The organism is Cupriavidus sp. (assembly GCF_057315035.1).
Genome location: NZ_DBHKYV010000013.1, coordinates 125,839 through 141,263, shown reverse-complemented (window position 1 = coordinate 141,263; position 15,425 = coordinate 125,839). Strand labels below are relative to the sequence as shown.

General features: G+C 62.8%; 14 protein-coding genes. 12 read left to right on the top strand and 2 right to left on the bottom strand.

Annotated elements, in window-relative coordinates:
* The first annotated feature begins 49 nt into the window (after nucleotides 1-49).
* Nucleotides 50-3,298 (top strand): carbamoyl-phosphate synthase large subunit, encoded by a 3,249-nt coding sequence (gene carB / locus ACO550_RS17895; RefSeq protein ID WP_315593313.1) that lies wholly within the window; start codon nucleotides 50-52, stop codon nucleotides 3,296-3,298.
* An 86-nt stretch (nucleotides 3,299-3,384) separates the two neighbouring features.
* Here the strand turns inward: carB and ACO550_RS17890 are convergent, their stop codons facing one another.
* A complete protein-coding gene (locus ACO550_RS17890) occupies nucleotides 3,385-3,567 on the bottom strand; it encodes a hypothetical protein (protein ID WP_315593312.1) in 183 nt (60 codons plus the stop codon).
* Here ACO550_RS17890 and greA point away from each other — a divergent pair.
* Both greA and ACO550_RS17880 read left to right on the top strand, forming a co-directional pair.
* Nucleotides 3,557-4,033 (top strand): transcription elongation factor GreA, encoded by a 477-nt coding sequence (greA, locus tag ACO550_RS17885; RefSeq protein ID WP_315593311.1) that lies wholly within the window; start codon nucleotides 3,557-3,559, stop codon nucleotides 4,031-4,033. The two genes, ACO550_RS17890 and greA, sit on opposite strands and share 11 nt — an antisense overlap.
* Before the next feature lie 14 nt (nucleotides 4,034-4,047).
* Nucleotides 4,048-4,551 (top strand): DUF4149 domain-containing protein, encoded by a 504-nt coding sequence (locus tag ACO550_RS17880; RefSeq protein WP_315593310.1) that lies wholly within the window; start codon nucleotides 4,048-4,050, stop codon nucleotides 4,549-4,551.
* An 83-nt stretch (nucleotides 4,552-4,634) separates the two neighbouring features.
* On the opposite strand, the gene ACO550_RS17875 is transcribed toward ACO550_RS17880, so the two are convergent.
* Nucleotides 4,635-5,141 (bottom strand): YhbY family RNA-binding protein, encoded by a 507-nt coding sequence (locus ACO550_RS17875; protein WP_315593340.1) that lies wholly within the window; start codon nucleotides 5,139-5,141, stop codon nucleotides 4,635-4,637.
* Nucleotides 5,142-5,281: 140 nt separating this feature from the next.
* Here ACO550_RS17875 and ACO550_RS17870 point away from each other — a divergent pair, with 140 nt between their 5' ends.
* The 9 genes from ACO550_RS17870 to phoU all read left to right on the top strand — a co-directional run bounded on the left by ACO550_RS17870 (nucleotide 5,282) and on the right by phoU (nucleotide 15,421).
* Complete coding sequence (locus ACO550_RS17870) at nucleotides 5,282-5,953, top strand: RlmE family RNA methyltransferase (protein ID WP_315593309.1); 672 nt, start codon at nucleotides 5,282-5,284, stop codon at nucleotides 5,951-5,953.
* Nucleotides 5,954-6,163: 210 nt separating this feature from the next.
* Nucleotides 6,164-8,065, top strand: coding sequence for an ATP-dependent zinc metalloprotease FtsH (gene ftsH / locus ACO550_RS17865; RefSeq protein ID WP_315593308.1), 1,902 nt, complete (start codon nucleotides 6,164-6,166; stop codon nucleotides 8,063-8,065).
* Between the two features lie 127 nt (nucleotides 8,066-8,192).
* The gene (folP, locus tag ACO550_RS17860; RefSeq protein ID WP_315593307.1) at nucleotides 8,193-9,062 is read left to right on the top strand and encodes a dihydropteroate synthase; all 870 of its coding nucleotides are present in this window, start codon (nucleotides 8,193-8,195) and stop codon (nucleotides 9,060-9,062) included.
* Nucleotides 9,063-9,066: 4 nt separating this feature from the next.
* Nucleotides 9,067-10,410 (top strand): phosphoglucosamine mutase, encoded by a 1,344-nt coding sequence (gene glmM / locus ACO550_RS17855; protein WP_315593306.1) that lies wholly within the window; start codon nucleotides 9,067-9,069, stop codon nucleotides 10,408-10,410.
* Nucleotides 10,411-10,762: 352 nt separating this feature from the next.
* Nucleotides 10,763-11,794, top strand: coding sequence for a phosphate ABC transporter substrate-binding protein PstS (gene pstS, locus ACO550_RS17850; RefSeq protein ID WP_315593305.1), 1,032 nt, complete (start codon nucleotides 10,763-10,765; stop codon nucleotides 11,792-11,794).
* A gap of 148 nt (nucleotides 11,795-11,942) precedes the next feature.
* The gene (pstC, locus tag ACO550_RS17845) at nucleotides 11,943-12,908 is read left to right on the top strand and encodes a phosphate ABC transporter permease PstC (RefSeq protein WP_315593304.1); all 966 of its coding nucleotides are present in this window, start codon (nucleotides 11,943-11,945) and stop codon (nucleotides 12,906-12,908) included.
* A complete protein-coding gene (pstA, locus tag ACO550_RS17840; RefSeq protein WP_315593303.1) occupies nucleotides 12,905-13,804 on the top strand; it encodes a phosphate ABC transporter permease PstA in 900 nt (299 codons plus the stop codon). Before pstC ends, pstA begins: the two co-directional genes overlap by 4 nt.
* 57 nt (nucleotides 13,805-13,861) lie before the next feature.
* Nucleotides 13,862-14,650: a phosphate ABC transporter ATP-binding protein PstB gene (gene pstB, locus ACO550_RS17835; RefSeq protein WP_101683007.1), complete on the top strand. Its 789-nt coding sequence runs from the start codon at nucleotides 13,862-13,864 to the stop codon at nucleotides 14,648-14,650.
* A 66-nt stretch (nucleotides 14,651-14,716) separates the two neighbouring features.
* On the top strand, nucleotides 14,717-15,421 hold the full coding sequence (gene phoU, locus ACO550_RS17830; RefSeq protein WP_315593302.1) for a phosphate signaling complex protein PhoU: 705 nt from the start codon (nucleotides 14,717-14,719) through the stop codon (nucleotides 15,419-15,421).
* Nucleotides 15,422-15,425: the final 4 nt, after the last annotated feature.

Sequence of the window (15,425 nt, the reverse complement as noted above, 5' to 3'; positions counted from 1 at the left end):
GGCACGGCCCGCACGAAACACGCGGACCGGCCAATAAAGAGAGCGTGCAATGCCAAAACGCACAGACATAAAGAGCATCCTTATCATCGGCGCGGGCCCGATCATCATCGGCCAGGCGTGTGAATTCGACTACTCCGGCGCACAGGCCTGCAAGGCACTGCGCGAAGAGGGCTTCAAGGTCATCCTGGTCAACTCGAACCCGGCGACCATCATGACGGACCCGAACACGGCCGACGTGACCTATATCGAGCCCATCACGTGGGAAGTGGTCGAGCGCATCATCGAGAAGGAACGCCCAGACGCGATCCTGCCGACCATGGGCGGCCAGACCGCGCTGAACTGTGCGCTGGACCTGCATCGCCATGGCGTGCTGGACAAGTACAAGGTCGAGCTGATCGGCGCATCGCCGGAAGCGATCGACAAGGCCGAGGACCGCCAGAAGTTCAAGGACGCGATGACCAAGATCGGTCTCGGTTCGGCGAAGTCCGGCATTGCCCATTCGATGGACGAGGCCGTGGCGGTGCAATCGCGCATTGCCCAGGAAACCGGCTCGGCCGGCTACCCGATCGTGATCCGTCCCTCGTTCACGCTGGGCGGCACGGGCGGCGGCATTGCCTACAACCGCGAAGAGTTCGAGGAAATCTGCAAGCGCGGCCTCGACCTGTCGCCCACGCGCGAGCTGCTGATCGAGGAATCGCTGCTCGGCTGGAAGGAATACGAGATGGAAGTGGTCCGCGACAAGGCGGACAACTGCATCATCATCTGCTCGATCGAAAACCTGGACCCGATGGGCATCCACACCGGTGACTCGATCACCGTGGCCCCGGCCCAGACGCTGACCGACAAGGAATACCAGATCCTGCGTAACGCCTCGCTGGCCGTGCTGCGCGAGATCGGCGTGGACACCGGCGGTTCGAACGTGCAGTTCTCGATCAATCCTGTCGATGGCCGGATGATCGTGATCGAAATGAACCCGCGCGTGTCGCGTTCGTCGGCGCTGGCATCGAAGGCGACGGGCTTCCCGATCGCCAAGGTGGCGGCCAAGCTGGCCGTGGGCTACACGCTGGACGAGCTCAAGAACGAAATCACCGGCGGCCAGACCCCGGCATCGTTCGAGCCGTCGATCGACTACGTGGTGACCAAGGTGCCGCGTTTTGCGTTCGAGAAGTTCCCGCAAGCCGACAGCCACCTGACCACGCAGATGAAGTCGGTGGGCGAGGTGATGGCCATGGGCCGTACGTTCCAGGAATCGTTCCAGAAGGCGCTGCGCGGCCTGGAAGTCGGCGTGGACGGGCTCGACGAGAAGTCGACCGACCGCGACGAGGTGATCGAGGAAATCGGCGAAGCCGGCCCGGACCGCATCTGGTACGTGGGCGATGCGTTCCGCCTGGGCATGTCGCTCGAGGAAGTGCATGCCGAAACCGCTATCGATCCGTGGTTCCTGGCCCAGATCGAGGACATCGTCAAGACCGAAGGCCTGGCGCGCAACCGCACGCTGGACAGCCTGTCGTCCGCCGAACTGCGCTTCCTGAAGCAGAAGGGTTTCTCGGACCGCCGCCTGGCCCGCCTGTTGAAGACCGATGCCAAGGCCGTGCGCGAAGCACGCGTGGCGCAGAACGTGCGCCCGGTGTACAAGCGCGTGGATACCTGCGCCGCCGAATTCGCGACCAACACCGCCTACATGTACGGCACGTATGAAGCCGAGCATGGCGAGTGCGAAGCCGAGCCGACCACCAACAAGAAGATCATGGTGCTGGGCGGTGGCCCGAACCGGATCGGCCAGGGTATCGAGTTCGACTACTGCTGCGTGCACGCCGCGCTGGCACTGCGCGAAGACGGGTACGAGACCATCATGGTCAACTGCAACCCGGAAACCGTGTCGACCGACTACGACACCTCGGATCGCCTGTACTTCGAGCCGCTGACGCTGGAAGACGTGCTGGAAATCGTCGACAAGGAAAAGCCGGTCGGCGTGATCGTCCAGTACGGCGGCCAGACCCCGCTGAAGCTGGCGCTGGACCTGGAAGCCAATGGCGTGCCCATCATCGGCACCAGCCCCGACATGATCGACGCCGCGGAAGACCGCGAGCGTTTCCAGAAGCTGCTGCAGGAGCTGGGCCTGCGCCAGCCGCCGAACCGTACCGCACGCGCCGAAGACGAAGCGCTGCGCCTGGCCGAGGAAATCGGCTATCCGCTGGTGGTGCGCCCGTCGTACGTGCTGGGTGGCCGCGCGATGGAAATCGTGCACGAGCCGCGCGACCTCGAACGCTATATGCGCGAGGCCGTGAAGGTGTCGAACGACTCGCCGGTGCTGCTGGACCGCTTCCTCAATGACGCGATCGAGTGCGACGTGGACGCCCTGTGCGACGGCCAGCGCGTGTTCATCGGCGGCGTGATGGAGCATATCGAGCAGGCTGGCGTGCACTCGGGCGATTCGGCCTGCTCGCTGCCGCCGTACTCGCTGTCGCAGGCGACTGTCGACGAACTGAAGCGCCAGACCGCCGCAATGGCCAAGGCACTGAACGTGGTCGGCCTGATGAACGTGCAGTTCGCCATCCAGCAGAAGGGCGGCGAAGACATCGTCTACGTGCTGGAAGTGAACCCGCGCGCGTCGCGTACCGTGCCGTACGTGTCGAAGGCTACCGGCCTGTCGCTGGCCAAGATCGCCGCGCGTTGCATGGCCGGCCAGTCGCTCGATTCGCAAGGTATCGGCGCCGAAGTCGTGCCGCCGTACTACAGCGTCAAGGAAGCCGTATTCCCGTTCAACAAGTTCCCGGGCGTGGATCCGGTCCTCGGACCTGAAATGCGTTCGACCGGCGAAGTCATGGGCGTGGGCAAGGTGTTCGGCGAGGCGCTGTTCAAGAGCCAGCTGGCCGCCGGTTCGCGTTTGCCGGAAAAGGGCACCGTGTTGATCACCGTCAAGGATAGCGACAAGCCGCGCGCCGTGACCGTGGCCCGCATGCTGCACGACCTCGGCTATCCGATCGTGGCTACGCGCGGTACCGCTTCGGCCATCGAGGCCGCCGGCATTCCGGTCAAGGTGGTCAACAAGGTCAAGGATGGCCGTCCGCATATCGTGGACATGATCAAGAACGGCGAACTGGCACTGGTCTTCACGACGGTGGACGAGACCCGCACGGCAATCGCCGATTCGCGCTCGATCCGTATCGCCGCGCTGGCCGGCCGTGTGCCGTACTACACCACGATTGCCGGCGCCAACGCCGCGGTGGAAGGCCTGAAGCACATGCAGAGCCTGGAGGTCTACGACCTGCAGGGCCTGCACAAGCAACTGGCCTGAGGCTGGCGTGGATGCTGCGGTGCGGGGTGCTTCCCCGTGCCGTCCGGCCGCCGCCGGGTTGAAACCGGCGGCGGTTCTGGCCTAAACTACGTCGCATCCGTACGGCGCGTTCGTACGTCGAAGTCGCCGATCGACCCGGCCTGGTGCCGGTCGATTTCATTCTGAAAGCCGCGGTTGAGCGGAAGTGCTGCCTGGCAGATTGCTGTCGGGGGCATGGTTCCAGCTCCGCTGCGGCTCATTTTTTTGTTGAACGAGACAATGAGCACCATTCCGATTACCAAGCGTGGCGCCGAACTGCTGAGGGAAGAACTGCAGCGCCTCAAGGCCGTTGAACGTCCCGCGGTGATCAATGCCATCTCCGAGGCGCGCGCCCAGGGCGACCTGTCGGAAAACGCCGAATACGATGCCGCCAAGGAAAAGCAGGCGTTTATCGAAGGCCGGATCCAGGAAGTGGAAGCCAAGCTGGGCGCCGCCCAGGTTATCGACCCGACCCAGCTCGACACTGATGGCCGCATCGTGTTTGGCGCCACGGTGGACCTGGAAGACCTGGAATCGGGCAAGCCCGTGAGCTACCAGATCGTCGGCGACGACGAAGCTGACCTCGAGAGCGGCAAGATCTCGGTAAGTTCGCCCATCGCACGTGCGCTGATCGGCAAGTTCGAAGGCGACGTCGCAATCGTGCTGGCCCCGGGTGGCGAGCGCGAATACGAAGTCATCACTGTCCGTTACATCTGAACGGCGGGACAGGCGTGTTTTCGTCTTCCTACTCGAACCTGCCACCCTTGCCGCACCGCATTTTCCTGCTCCTGACCGTAGTCTGGGCGGGTAGCCTGTGGACGGTGGGCTACATGGTGGCGCCGACGTTGTTTGCGGTGCTGCCAAGTCGCGAGACGGCGGGCATGATCGCAGGGCACCTGTTCCGCTACCAGGCGATGCTCGGCGTGACTGTCGGGGTGCTCCAGCTGGTGCTGTGCAATGTGCTGATTCGCCGGGGTGCCGCGCGCTATCGTGCGTTGCGCTGGATCGTGCTGGCCATGCTGGTCTGTGTGCTGGCAGGTTATTTTGGCGTGCAGCCCTTCATGGAAGGGCTCAAGGTCAAGGCCCAGGCGCTGAACCTCGGGGTATCCGAGTCACCGTACAAGAGCCAGTTCGGCATGCTGCACGGGGTGTCGAGCGTGTTCTATCTGATCCAGAGCCTGCTGGCCCTGGTTCTGGTCTGGCGCGCCAGCGCGCCACGTGCGTCCGGGGAATAACGGCAGAACGCGGCGCAAGACTGACGAAGGCAACAAAAAAGGCGGCCGTGGCCGCCTTTGTCATCGATGAGCGGTTCTGCCGCTCAACCGAGAGCCTTTTTCTTCTGGCTGGCCGGGCGAGCGCGAGAGCGCTTGACGTTGCCGCCCTGGGTCACGCGCTCGTTGCCGAGTACCTTGACCGCCGTGCTTTTCGGGCGGCGCTGGCTGGAACCGGTCGGCTTGCGCACCATGACAGTGCGCGGAGCGGCGCCGGAGCCCAGGCGGCGACGAGCGGCCTGGCCGATGTCGTCGGCCTGGTTTTCCTTGAGGGTGGCCGAACCCGGGCGCCAAATGACGAGCAGTTTGCCGATATGCTGGATCGGCGCGGCGTTGAGCTCGTCGCAGATCGATTCATAAATGGCGATGCGTGCCTCGCGTTCGTCGCCGAACACGCGGATCTTGATCAGGTCGTGGGCCGCCAGGCTGCGGTCGATCTCGGCCAGAACCGCGCGGGTCAGGCCTTCCGCACCGATCATGACCACGGGATTGAGGCCGTGGGCGCGCGAGCGCAGGTCGGAGCGTTGTGCGGGAATCAGTTGTAGTGCTGGCATCTGGAAGGCAAAAATCGAATTGGCGCGTATTATCCGCCAAAATGTCACCGGCAGGCGGCAAAGATCACCAAGTAGGGAGAAAAAGCTGTGTATGGTCACAAAACGTGGCTGCATCTCCCTCAAACAGACAAGTCTCAGGAATGGCCAAGGGCAAGAACAAGTTCAACCAGTCGTGGTTGCACGACCATATCAACGATCCGTACGTGAAAATGGCCCAGCGCGAGGGCTATCGCGCCCGTGCGGCCTACAAGCTCAAGGAAATCGACGACCAGGACAAGCTGATCCAGCCGGGACAGGTCATCGTGGACCTGGGTTCGGCGCCGGGCAGCTGGAGCCAGTACGCCCGCAACAAGCTTGCTGCGTCGCCGCGCGCCGTGGACGGCAAGATCGACGGCACCGTGGTGGCCATCGACCTGCTGCCGATGGAGCCGGTGGCCGACGTGACATTCATCCAGGGTGATTTCCGCGAGGAGGCGGTGTTCCGGGAGCTTGAGGCATTGGTGCTCGAAGCGTCGGGAGGCTCGCGGATTGACCTTGTTATCTCGGACATGGCCCCCAATTTGTCCGGTGTGGCGTCGGCCGATGCGGCGCGCATGGAGTATTTGTGCGATCTGGCACTGGAATTTGCCCAAACGCACCTGAAACCCGAGGGATCGCTGCTGGTAAAGTGCTTCCACGGTTCCGGCTACAGCCAGATCGTGGAAAAATTCAAACGTCAGTTCAAGGTGGTGGCGAAACGCAAGCCCAAGGCGTCGCGCGACAAGTCTTCAGAAACCTTCATTCTTGGGCGTTACCTGAAATCAGTGGACTGACGCGGTGCGTGGCAGTGCACGGCCGGCCGCCCCGGGAGCATGGGGAGGTGGCGGTATCGGGGTTTGTGCCGGGTGCTGCCCGGCTTGCCCTATACCGGCAGGCTCGGGCACTATCAGGCCCATAGAATCAGATTTCCCTGTGGGGGCGGGCGCTGCATTACAATGCAAAGCAGCTATCCGTTGGCAAGGCAATTGCAAAGGAGTTCGGCCTTGAATAACAACCTGTTTCAAAAGGCGGCAATCTGGCTCGTTATCGCGCTGGTATTGTTCACCGTCTTCAAGCAGTTCGACAAACCGCGTGCCCAGGACGGGGTCACCTACTCGCAGTTCATGGATGATGCCAAGAACGGCAAGGTGTCGCGCGTCGACGTGCAGGGCCGCAATCTTGTGGTGTCGCCCAAGGAAGGGTCTAAGTACACCATCATCTCGCCGGGCGACATCTGGATGGTCGGCGACCTGATGAAGTACGGCGTCCAGGTGACCGGCAAGGCCGACGACGAACCGAACGTACTGGTACAGGCGCTTTACTACCTCGGACCGACGTTGCTGATCATCGTGTTCTGGTTCTACATGATGCGGCAGATGCAGGGCGGGGGGAAAGGCGGTGCCTTCTCCTTCGGCAAGTCCCGTGCGCGCCTGATCGACGAAAACCAGAACGCCGTGACCTTCACCGACGTGGCCGGTTGCGACGAAGCCAAGGATGAAGTGGTCGAACTGGTCGACTTCCTCAAGGATCCCCAGAAATTCCAGAAGCTTGGCGGCCGTATCCCGCGCGGCGTGTTGCTGGTCGGCCCTCCGGGTACCGGCAAGACGCTGCTGGCACGCGCCATCGCCGGCGAAGCCAAGGTGCCGTTCTTCAGCATCTCGGGCTCGGACTTCGTTGAAATGTTCGTCGGCGTGGGTGCTGCCCGCGTGCGCGACATGTTCGAGAACGCCAAGAAGCAGGCACCCTGCATCGTGTTCATCGACGAAATCGACGCGGTCGGCCGTCATCGCGGTGCCGGCATGGGCGGCGGTAACGACGAGCGTGAGCAGACGCTGAACCAGATGCTGGTCGAGATGGATGGTTTCGAGGCCAACTCGGGCGTGATCGTGATTGCCGCGACCAACCGGTCCGACGTACTGGACAAGGCGCTGCTGCGTCCGGGCCGTTTCGACCGCCAGGTCTACGTGGGCTTGCCGGACATCCGCGGCCGCGAGCAGATCCTGAAGGTCCATATGCGCAAGGTGCCGATTGGCAACGACGTGGACGCATCGGTGATCGCACGTGGTACGCCGGGCTTCTCGGGTGCCGACCTGGCCAACCTGGTCAACGAGGCCGCGCTGTTTGCCGCCCGCCGCAACAAGCGTGTGGTGGACATGCAGGACTTCGAGGACGCCAAGGACAAGATCTACATGGGTCCGGAGCGCAAGTCGACGGTCATGCGCGAGGAAGAGCGCAAGGCCACGGCTTACCACGAGTCCGGCCACGCCGTGGTGGCGAAGCTGCTGCCGAAGGCCGACCCGGTCCACAAGGTCACGATCATGCCGCGTGGCTGGGCGCTGGGCGTGACCTGGCAACTGCCGGAGCATGACAAGTACTCGAAGTACAAGGACAACATGCTTGAGGAAATCGCGATCCTGTTCGGCGGCCGTGCCGCGGAAGAGGTCTTCCTCAATGCCATGAGCACCGGTGCTTCGAATGACTTCGAGCGTGCCACCAAGATTGCCCGCGACATGGTGACGCGTTTCGGCATGAGCGATTCGCTGGGTGCCATGGTCTACGTGGATACCGAGCAGGATGGCATGTTCGGCAAGCTGTCGTCGAAGACCGTTTCGGAGGCCACGCAGCAGAAGGTCGACGGTGAAATCCGCCAGATCATCGACGAGCAATATGCGCTGGCCAAGCGCCTGCTCGAAGAGAATCGCGAGAAGGTCGAGGCAATGACCAACGCGCTGATGGAGTGGGAAACGATCGACGCCGACCAGGTCAACGACATCATGGCCGGCAAGCCGCCGCGCCCGCCGCGGCACCTGCAGGGCCCGAGCGGTGGTGGCAGTACGCCTCCGGGTGGTTCGCCGGTGGCACCGACCAATGCGCCCGCCACGGCGCGTGTCGACGACACGGTGTAATTTGGCGATCGCCGCTGCGTAACAGACTTGACGAGACCGTACTGAACGGTTTCAAACGCGGCGGATTCTGATAGCCTCCGAAGCCGGTGCCCAGTGCACCGGCTTTTTGTTTTTCAGGACGCAGACCTTGTCGACCGAGTTTTTCCAGTGCGGGCGTTATCGCTTCGCCCGCAACGCCCGCCCGCTGGTAATGGGCATTCTCAATGTGACCCCGGATTCGTTCTCGGACGGTGGCCAGCATGCCACGCGCGATATGGCGCTGCGGCATGCGGAGCAGTTGATCGCCGAAGGTGTGGACATCATCGATATCGGTGGCGAGTCGAGCCGTCCGGGCTCCGCGGCGCTGCCGCTGGACCAGGAACTCGATCGCGTGATGCCCGTGGTCGAGGCCTTGGCCGATTGCGGCAAGCCGTTGTCAATTGACACGTACAAGCCCGAGGTCATGCGCGCCGCACTGGCGGGCGGAGCGGATTTGATCAACGATATCTGGGGTTTTCGCATGCCCGGCGCGGTCGAGGCCGTAACGGCCGGGCAGGCCGGCCTGTGCGTCATGCACATGCAGCGCGATCCGCAGACCATGCAGGAAGATCCGCGGTACACCGATGTCGTGGCCGAGGTTGAGGCGTTTCTCAGGGAGCGTGTGTCAACCCTGCGTGCGGCGGGCGTGGACGAAGCGCGGATATCGCTCGATCCAGGCTTTGGCTTTGGCAAGACACCGGATCATAATCTGCGCCTGCTGGGCCAGATGGAGCGGCTGGCTGTCGATGGCCTGCCGATCCTGGCCGGCTTGTCGCGCAAGTCCACACTCGGTGCCATTGTTGGCGGCAAGCCGCCGCAGGGCAGGGTAGCGGCCAGCCTGGCCGCGGCAGTCTGCGCTGCCGAGCGTGGGGCCTTTATCGTGCGCGTGCACGACGTAGAACAAACCGTGGACGCCCTCAAGGTGTGGTGGGCGATTCGCCATGAATCAGTTGCTCCGCAGGGGCAACAGGGAGAATGACCAGATGACACGCAAATATTTCGGGACGGATGGTGTACGGGGTCGGGTTGGCGAAGTGCCGATCACGCCCGATTTCGTGATGCGACTCGGCTATGCCGCCGGCAAGGTGCTGGCCCTGGGGCAGCGGACCTCGCAGGGCAAGCCGACGGTACTGATTGGCAAGGACACCCGGATCTCGGGCTATATGCTCGAAGCCGCGCTCGAGGCCGGTTTCACGGCGGCTGGCGTCAACGTGCAACTGACCGGCCCGTTGCCCACGCCGGCAATTGCCTACCTGACGCGCGCGCTGCGCCTGGCGGCGGGCGTGGTGATTTCCGCCAGCCACAATCCGTACTACGACAACGGCATCAAGTTCTTCTCGGCCTCGGGTGACAAGCTGCCCGATGAAGTCGAGGCGAAGATCGAATCGCTGCTCGACGAGCCGATGACCTGCGTGCGTTCCGAAGAACTGGGCCGCGCCAAGCGCATCGAGGACGCCGCCGGCCGCTACATCGAGTTCTGCAAGAGCACGTTCCCGTATGAGCAGGACCTGCATGGCCTGCGCATCGTGGTGGATAGCGCGCATGGCGCGGCCTACCATATCGCGCCGCACGTGTTTCATGAACTCGGCGCCGAGGTGATCTCGATCGGCAACCAGCCCGATGGCCGCAATATCAACGCCGGCTATGGCGCGACGGCACCGGAGAAGCTGGTGGAAGCCGTGCGCGCACACCGGGCTGACCTCGGTCTGGCCTTCGACGGTGACGCGGACCGCCTGCAGGTGGTGGATGCCCAGGGCCGCCTCTACAACGGTGACGAACTGCTGTACCTGATCGTGCGCGACCGCCTGGCCGCAGGCCAGAAGGTAGAAGGCGCGGTTGGCACGCTGATGACGAACATGGCCGTGGAACTGGCGCTCAAGCGTCAGGGCGTGGATTTCGTGCGCGCCAAGGTCGGTGACCGCTACGTGCTGGAAGAGCTGAACAAGCGTGGCTGGCAGTTGGGTGGCGAAGGTTCCGGACACCTGCTGTGCCTGGACCGCCATACCACGGGCGATGGCATTGTTTCCGCGCTGCAGGTGCTGGCCGCGTTGCGCCGCAGTGGCAAGACGCTGTCGCAATTGCTGGAAGGGGTCAGCCTGTTCCCGCAAACGCTGATCAATGTGCGCGTCGAGAAGGGCTTCGACTGGGAAGGCCATGCGGGACTGAAAGCGGCCCGCGAACAGGTCGAGCCCGAGCTGGAAGGGCGTGGGCGCGTACTGATTCGTGCCTCGGGTACCGAGCCGCTGGTGCGGGTCATGGTGGAGGCGGAGCAGGTTGAAGTTGCCGAGCGCGCCGCCCAGACGCTGGCCAACGCATTGCGCGCCTGATCCTCGCTGTATCGGGTTAGGGATTCGGCGCCCGGACGCCGGACCAAAACGCCACGGCTTGATCGCCGTGGCGTTTTTTTATCCAAATTAAGCAATTAACTACCTTGAGCGATTGGTGTCGGCCAACGACCATGCTGCAGTGGAGTGTTACAGGTGTGATGTGAAGGCGACCAGTGTCGATGTGTCGATTAAAGCACGACAGCGAGACAATCTCGTGACGGGACGTGCATATCGGCCATTTGGCGGAATGTTTGAAGAAGATTTGGCGATGTCATGGAACTGTCATACAGGGAGCATAAAGTTCGCCTTGTCAAAAATTTGTCATTCCCAACCAATGTTCTCTGGAGGACATATGAAGCTGGTCAAGACTGCCGTAGCAGGCATCGTGTCGATTGTGGTGGCGGGTACTGCGTTCGCGGCGGAAATTACCGGTGCAGGCGCCTCTTTCCCGGCGCCCGTGTATTCCAAGTGGGCGGACGCCTACCAAAAAGCAACGGGTAACAAGGTCAACTATCAATCCATCGGTTCGTCGGGCGGCATCAAGCAGATCGGCGCCAAGACCGTTGATTTCGGCGCATCGGACGCCCCGCTGAAGGACGAAGAACTGGCCAAGGGCAACCTGGTTCAGTTCCCGACCGTGATCGGCGGCGTGGTGCCCGTGATCAACCTGCAAGGCGTGAAGCCGGGCGAACTGACCATCACCGGCGAAGTGCTGGCCAACATCTACCTGGGCAAGATCAAGAAGTGGGACGATCCCGCGATCAAGGCCCTGAACCCGAAGGCTCACCTGCCGAGCCAGGACATCCTGCCGGTGCGTCGTGCCGACGGCTCGGGTACCACGTTCATCTTCACGAACTACCTGTCGAAGGTCAGCGCTGACTGGAAGGGCTCGGTTGGCGAAGGCACGACCGTGAACTGGCCTGGTGGCGGCACGGGCGGCAAGGGCAACGAAGGCGTGGCCGCTTTCGTGCAACGTCTGAATGGCGCGATCGGCTACGTCGAGTACGCCTACGCCAAGCAGAACAAGATGACGTACCTGACGATGAAGAACGCGGCCGGTGAAGTGGTGCAGCCGAGCGACGACGCCTTCAAGGCTGCCGCCGCTGGCGCCGACTGGAGCAAGTCGTTCTACCAGATCCTGACCAACCAGTCGGGCAAGGGTGCATGGCCGATCGCCGGTGCCACCTTCATCCTGCTGCACAAGACGCAGGAAAAGCCGGCACAGGGCCAGGAAGTCATGAAGTTCTTCGACTGGGCCTACAAGAGCGGTGGCGCGATGGCCACGGACCTGGACTACGTGCCGCTGCCGGACGCGGTTGTGAACCAGATCCGCGCAACCTGGAAGACCAGCGTCAAGGACGCTTCGGGCAAGGCGCTGTACTGATCTGCCTGAGCTGTTGTGTATTGTCTGTTGTCTGAAGCTTGACCCGACACGCGTCCCGGCTTGCTGTGTGCAAGCCCGGTAACGCGTGACGGGGGCGCGGCGGCCCGCACGCCGCCGCGCTACCCGATCTACCTACGGATTTCCCATCATGGCGACTTCGTCCGATCTTCCAGCCGTCCGGCCTCCCAGCCGTCTTGGCGACATCCTGTTCGGCGGCCTGACCCGCGGCGCTGCCATCGTGACCCTGTTGCTGCTCGGCGGCATCATCGTTTCCCTGGCCATCAGCGCCTGGCCTTCGATCAAGCAGTTCGGCATCTCGTTCCTGTGGGCCTCTGAATGGGATCCACCCGCCGACGTGTACGGCGCGCTCGTGCCGATCTACGGCACGCTGGTGACCTCGCTGATCGCCCTTATCATCGCCGTGCCGGTCAGCTTCGGCATCGCACTGTTTCTTACCGAGCTGTCGCCCGTTTGGCTGCGTCGACCGCTGGGTACCGCCATCGAGCTGCTCGCCGCAGTGCCGTCGATTGTCTACGGTATGTGGGGCCTGCTCGTGTTCGCACCGATCTTCGGTGAATATTTCCAGAAGCCGCTTGCCAATACCGTGGGCCAGGTGCCCGTGATCGGCAAGCTGTTCCAGGGTGCCCCGCTGGGCATCGGCCTGCTGTGTGCGGGTGTGATCCTGGCGATCATGATCATCCCGTACATCGCTTCGGTGATGCGTGACGTGTTTGAAGTCACGCCGGTGCTGCTCAAGGAATCGGCGTATGGCATTGGTTGCACCACGTGGGAAGTGATGTGGCGTGTGGTGCTGCCCTATACGCGCGCTGGTGTAATCGGCGGCGTGATGCTGGGCCTGGGCCGCGCGCTGGGTGAAACCATGGCCGTCACGTTCGTGATCGGCAACACCAACCTGCTCGACAACGTGTCGCTGTTCTCGCCGGGCAACAGCATTACCTCGGCGCTGGCGAATGAATTCGCCGAAGCCGGCGCCGGCCTGCATACCGCCGCGCTGATGGAACTGGGCCTGATCCTGTTCTTCATCACGTTCGTGGTGCTGGCCCTGTCCAAGATCCTGCTGCTGCGACTCGCCAAGAATGAGGGTGGCAAATGAACCAAGCCCAAGCCGTGTCTACTTCGTCCATTCCCGCCGTGCGTCCCGATGCGGACGCCGTGCGCGAGCGCCTGCAGGGCTCGCGTCGCCGCATGAACATGTTCGCGCTGACCGCGTCGCTGGGCGCCATGGTCTTCGGCCTGTTCTGGCTGGCGTGGATTCTCTGGACCACCGTGTCGCTTGGCGTGGGCGGCCTGTCGCTGGACCTGTTCACCCAGATGACGCCGGCGCCGAACACCGCCGGCGGCGGCCTGGCCAACGCCATCTTCGGCAGCTTCGTACTGGTGGGCGTGGCCACGCTGGTCGGTACGCCGCTGGGCATCCTGGCTGGCATCTACCTGGCCGAGTATGGCCAGAAATCGCCGCTGGCCAGCCTGATCCGCTTTATCAACGACATCCTGCTGTCGGCACCGTCGATCGTGATCGGCCTGTTCGTCTACGCGCTGGTGGTGGTTCGCATGGGCCATTTCTCGGGCTGGGCCGGTGTTTGCGCACTGGCGCTGCTGCAGATCCCGATCGTGGTCCGTACCACCGAGAACATGCTGAACCTGGTGCCGAACGCACTGCGTGAAGCCGCGGTGGCGCTGGGCACGCCGAAGTGGAAGATGGTGATGTCGATCACGGTCAAGTCGTCGTATGCGGGCATCGTGACCGGCGTGCTGCTGGCCGTGGCCCGGATTGCCGGCGAAACCGCGCCGCTGCTGTTCACTGCGCTGTCCAACCAGTTCTGGAGCGCGGACCTGAACAAGCCGATGGCCAATCTGCCGGTGACGATCTTCCGCTTCGCCATGAGCCCGTTCACGGAATGGCAGCAACTGGCCTGGGCCGGCGTGTTCCTGATTACTGTCGGTGTGCTTGCGCTGAATATCATCGCGCGCATGCTGTTCAAGAAATAACCGGCGCCACGCGATAACAGCCTGAGCCGAACCAACGAATTCAAGCGAGACATCAGCATGACCTCTACCGTCATCGATATTCCCGATACCGTGCGCGCCAAGATCGACGTCCGGAACCTGAACTTCTACTACAACCAGTTCCACGCGCTCAAGAACATCAACATGTCGATCCCGGACCGCAAGGTCACGGCGTTCATCGGCCCGTCCGGCTGCGGCAAGTCCACGCTGCTGCGCACGTTCAACAAGATGTTCGCGCTGTACCCCGAGCAACGTGCCGAGGGCGAGATCAACATGGACGGCGAGAACCTGCTGGCCAGCAAGCAGGACATCTCGCTGCTGCGCGCCAAGGTTGGCATGGTGTTCCAGAAGCCGACGCCGTTCCCGATGTCGATCTATGACAACATTGCGTTCGGCGTGCGCCTGTTCGAAAAGCTGTCGCGCTCGGAAATGGACGACCGCGTGGAGTGGGCCCTGTCGAAGGCCGCGCTGTGGAACGAAGCCAAGGACAAGCTGCACCAGTCCGGCTATGGCCTGTCTGGCGGCCAGCAACAACGGCTGTGTATCGCGCGCGGCATCGCCATCCGTCCGGAGGTACTGTTGCTGGATGAACCGTGCTCGGCACTGGACCCGATTTCCACGGGCCGCATCGAAGAGCTGATTGCCGAGCTCAAGGACGAGTACACGGTCGTGATCGTGACGCACAACATGCAGCAGGCTGCGCGCTGCTCGGACTACACGGCGTATATGTACCTGGGTGAACTGATCGAATTCGGCGAGACCGAGAAGATCTTCATCAAGCCGCATCGCAAGGAAACCGAAGACTACATCACTGGCCGCTTCGGTTGACAAGCGGCTGCATTGCAGGACTCGACCATCCACGCCTAGCATACGGAAAGCGGCCAGGAGAACACCATGACTGACAAGCACCTGTCGACCCAGTTCGACGCCGACCTCAACGCGATCAACACCAAGCTGCTGCAGATGGGCGGACTGGTGGAATCCCAGATCGAACTGGCCATGCGCGCGCTGGCCGATTTCGATGCCGACCTGGCGGACCAGGTGATCTCCCGCGAGCACCAGCTCAACGCGCTGGAGGTGGAAATCGACGCTGATTGCGGCAATATCATTGCCCGCCGCCAGCCTACCGCGCGCGACCTGCGCCTGGTGATGGCCATCTCGAAGACCATCACGAACCTCGAGCGCGCTGGCGACGAGGCCGAGAAGGTGGCCAAGCGGACCAAGCATATCCTGGAAGACGCCGCGGCCCACAATATCAACTATTCCGAGGTCAAGCTCTCGGGCGAGATGGCCATCACGCTGCTGCGCCAGGCGCTGGACGCATTTGCGCGGCTGGACACCGTGGCTGCCGCCCGCATCGTCAAGGACGACAAGGCCATCGACGATGAATTCCGTGCGTTCGTGCGCAAGCTGATCACGTACATGATGGAAGACCCGCGCACGATCTCGGTGGCGCTGGACTTCCTGTTCATTGCCAAGGCGATCGAGCGTATCGGCGATCACGCCAAGAATATTGCAGAATTCATCATTTACATCGTGAAGGGTACGGATGTCCGTCACGCCTCACGGGAAGACATGGAGCGCGAAGCCCTGAGCTGATAAC

Coding starts and splice junctions, on each gene's coding strand:
- carB (WP_315593313.1), top strand. CDS start 50: ATGCCAAAACGCACAGACATAAAGAGCATCCTTATCATCGGCGCGGGC.
- greA (WP_315593311.1), top strand. CDS start 3,557: ATGAGCACCATTCCGATTACCAAGCGTGGCGCCGAACTGCTGAGGGAA.
- ACO550_RS17890 (WP_315593312.1), bottom strand. CDS start 3,567: ATGGTGCTCATTGTCTCGTTCAACAAAAAAATGAGCCGCAGCGGAGCT.
- ACO550_RS17875 (WP_315593340.1), bottom strand. CDS start 5,141: ATGCCAGCACTACAACTGATTCCCGCACAACGCTCCGACCTGCGCTCG.
- ACO550_RS17870 (WP_315593309.1), top strand. CDS start 5,282: ATGGCCAAGGGCAAGAACAAGTTCAACCAGTCGTGGTTGCACGACCAT.
- glmM (WP_315593306.1), top strand. CDS start 9,067: ATGACACGCAAATATTTCGGGACGGATGGTGTACGGGGTCGGGTTGGC.
- pstS (WP_315593305.1), top strand. CDS start 10,763: ATGAAGCTGGTCAAGACTGCCGTAGCAGGCATCGTGTCGATTGTGGTG.
- pstC (WP_315593304.1), top strand. CDS start 11,943: ATGGCGACTTCGTCCGATCTTCCAGCCGTCCGGCCTCCCAGCCGTCTT.
- pstA (WP_315593303.1), top strand. CDS start 12,905: ATGAACCAAGCCCAAGCCGTGTCTACTTCGTCCATTCCCGCCGTGCGT.
- pstB (WP_101683007.1), top strand. CDS start 13,862: ATGACCTCTACCGTCATCGATATTCCCGATACCGTGCGCGCCAAGATC.
- phoU (WP_315593302.1), top strand. CDS start 14,717: ATGACTGACAAGCACCTGTCGACCCAGTTCGACGCCGACCTCAACGCG.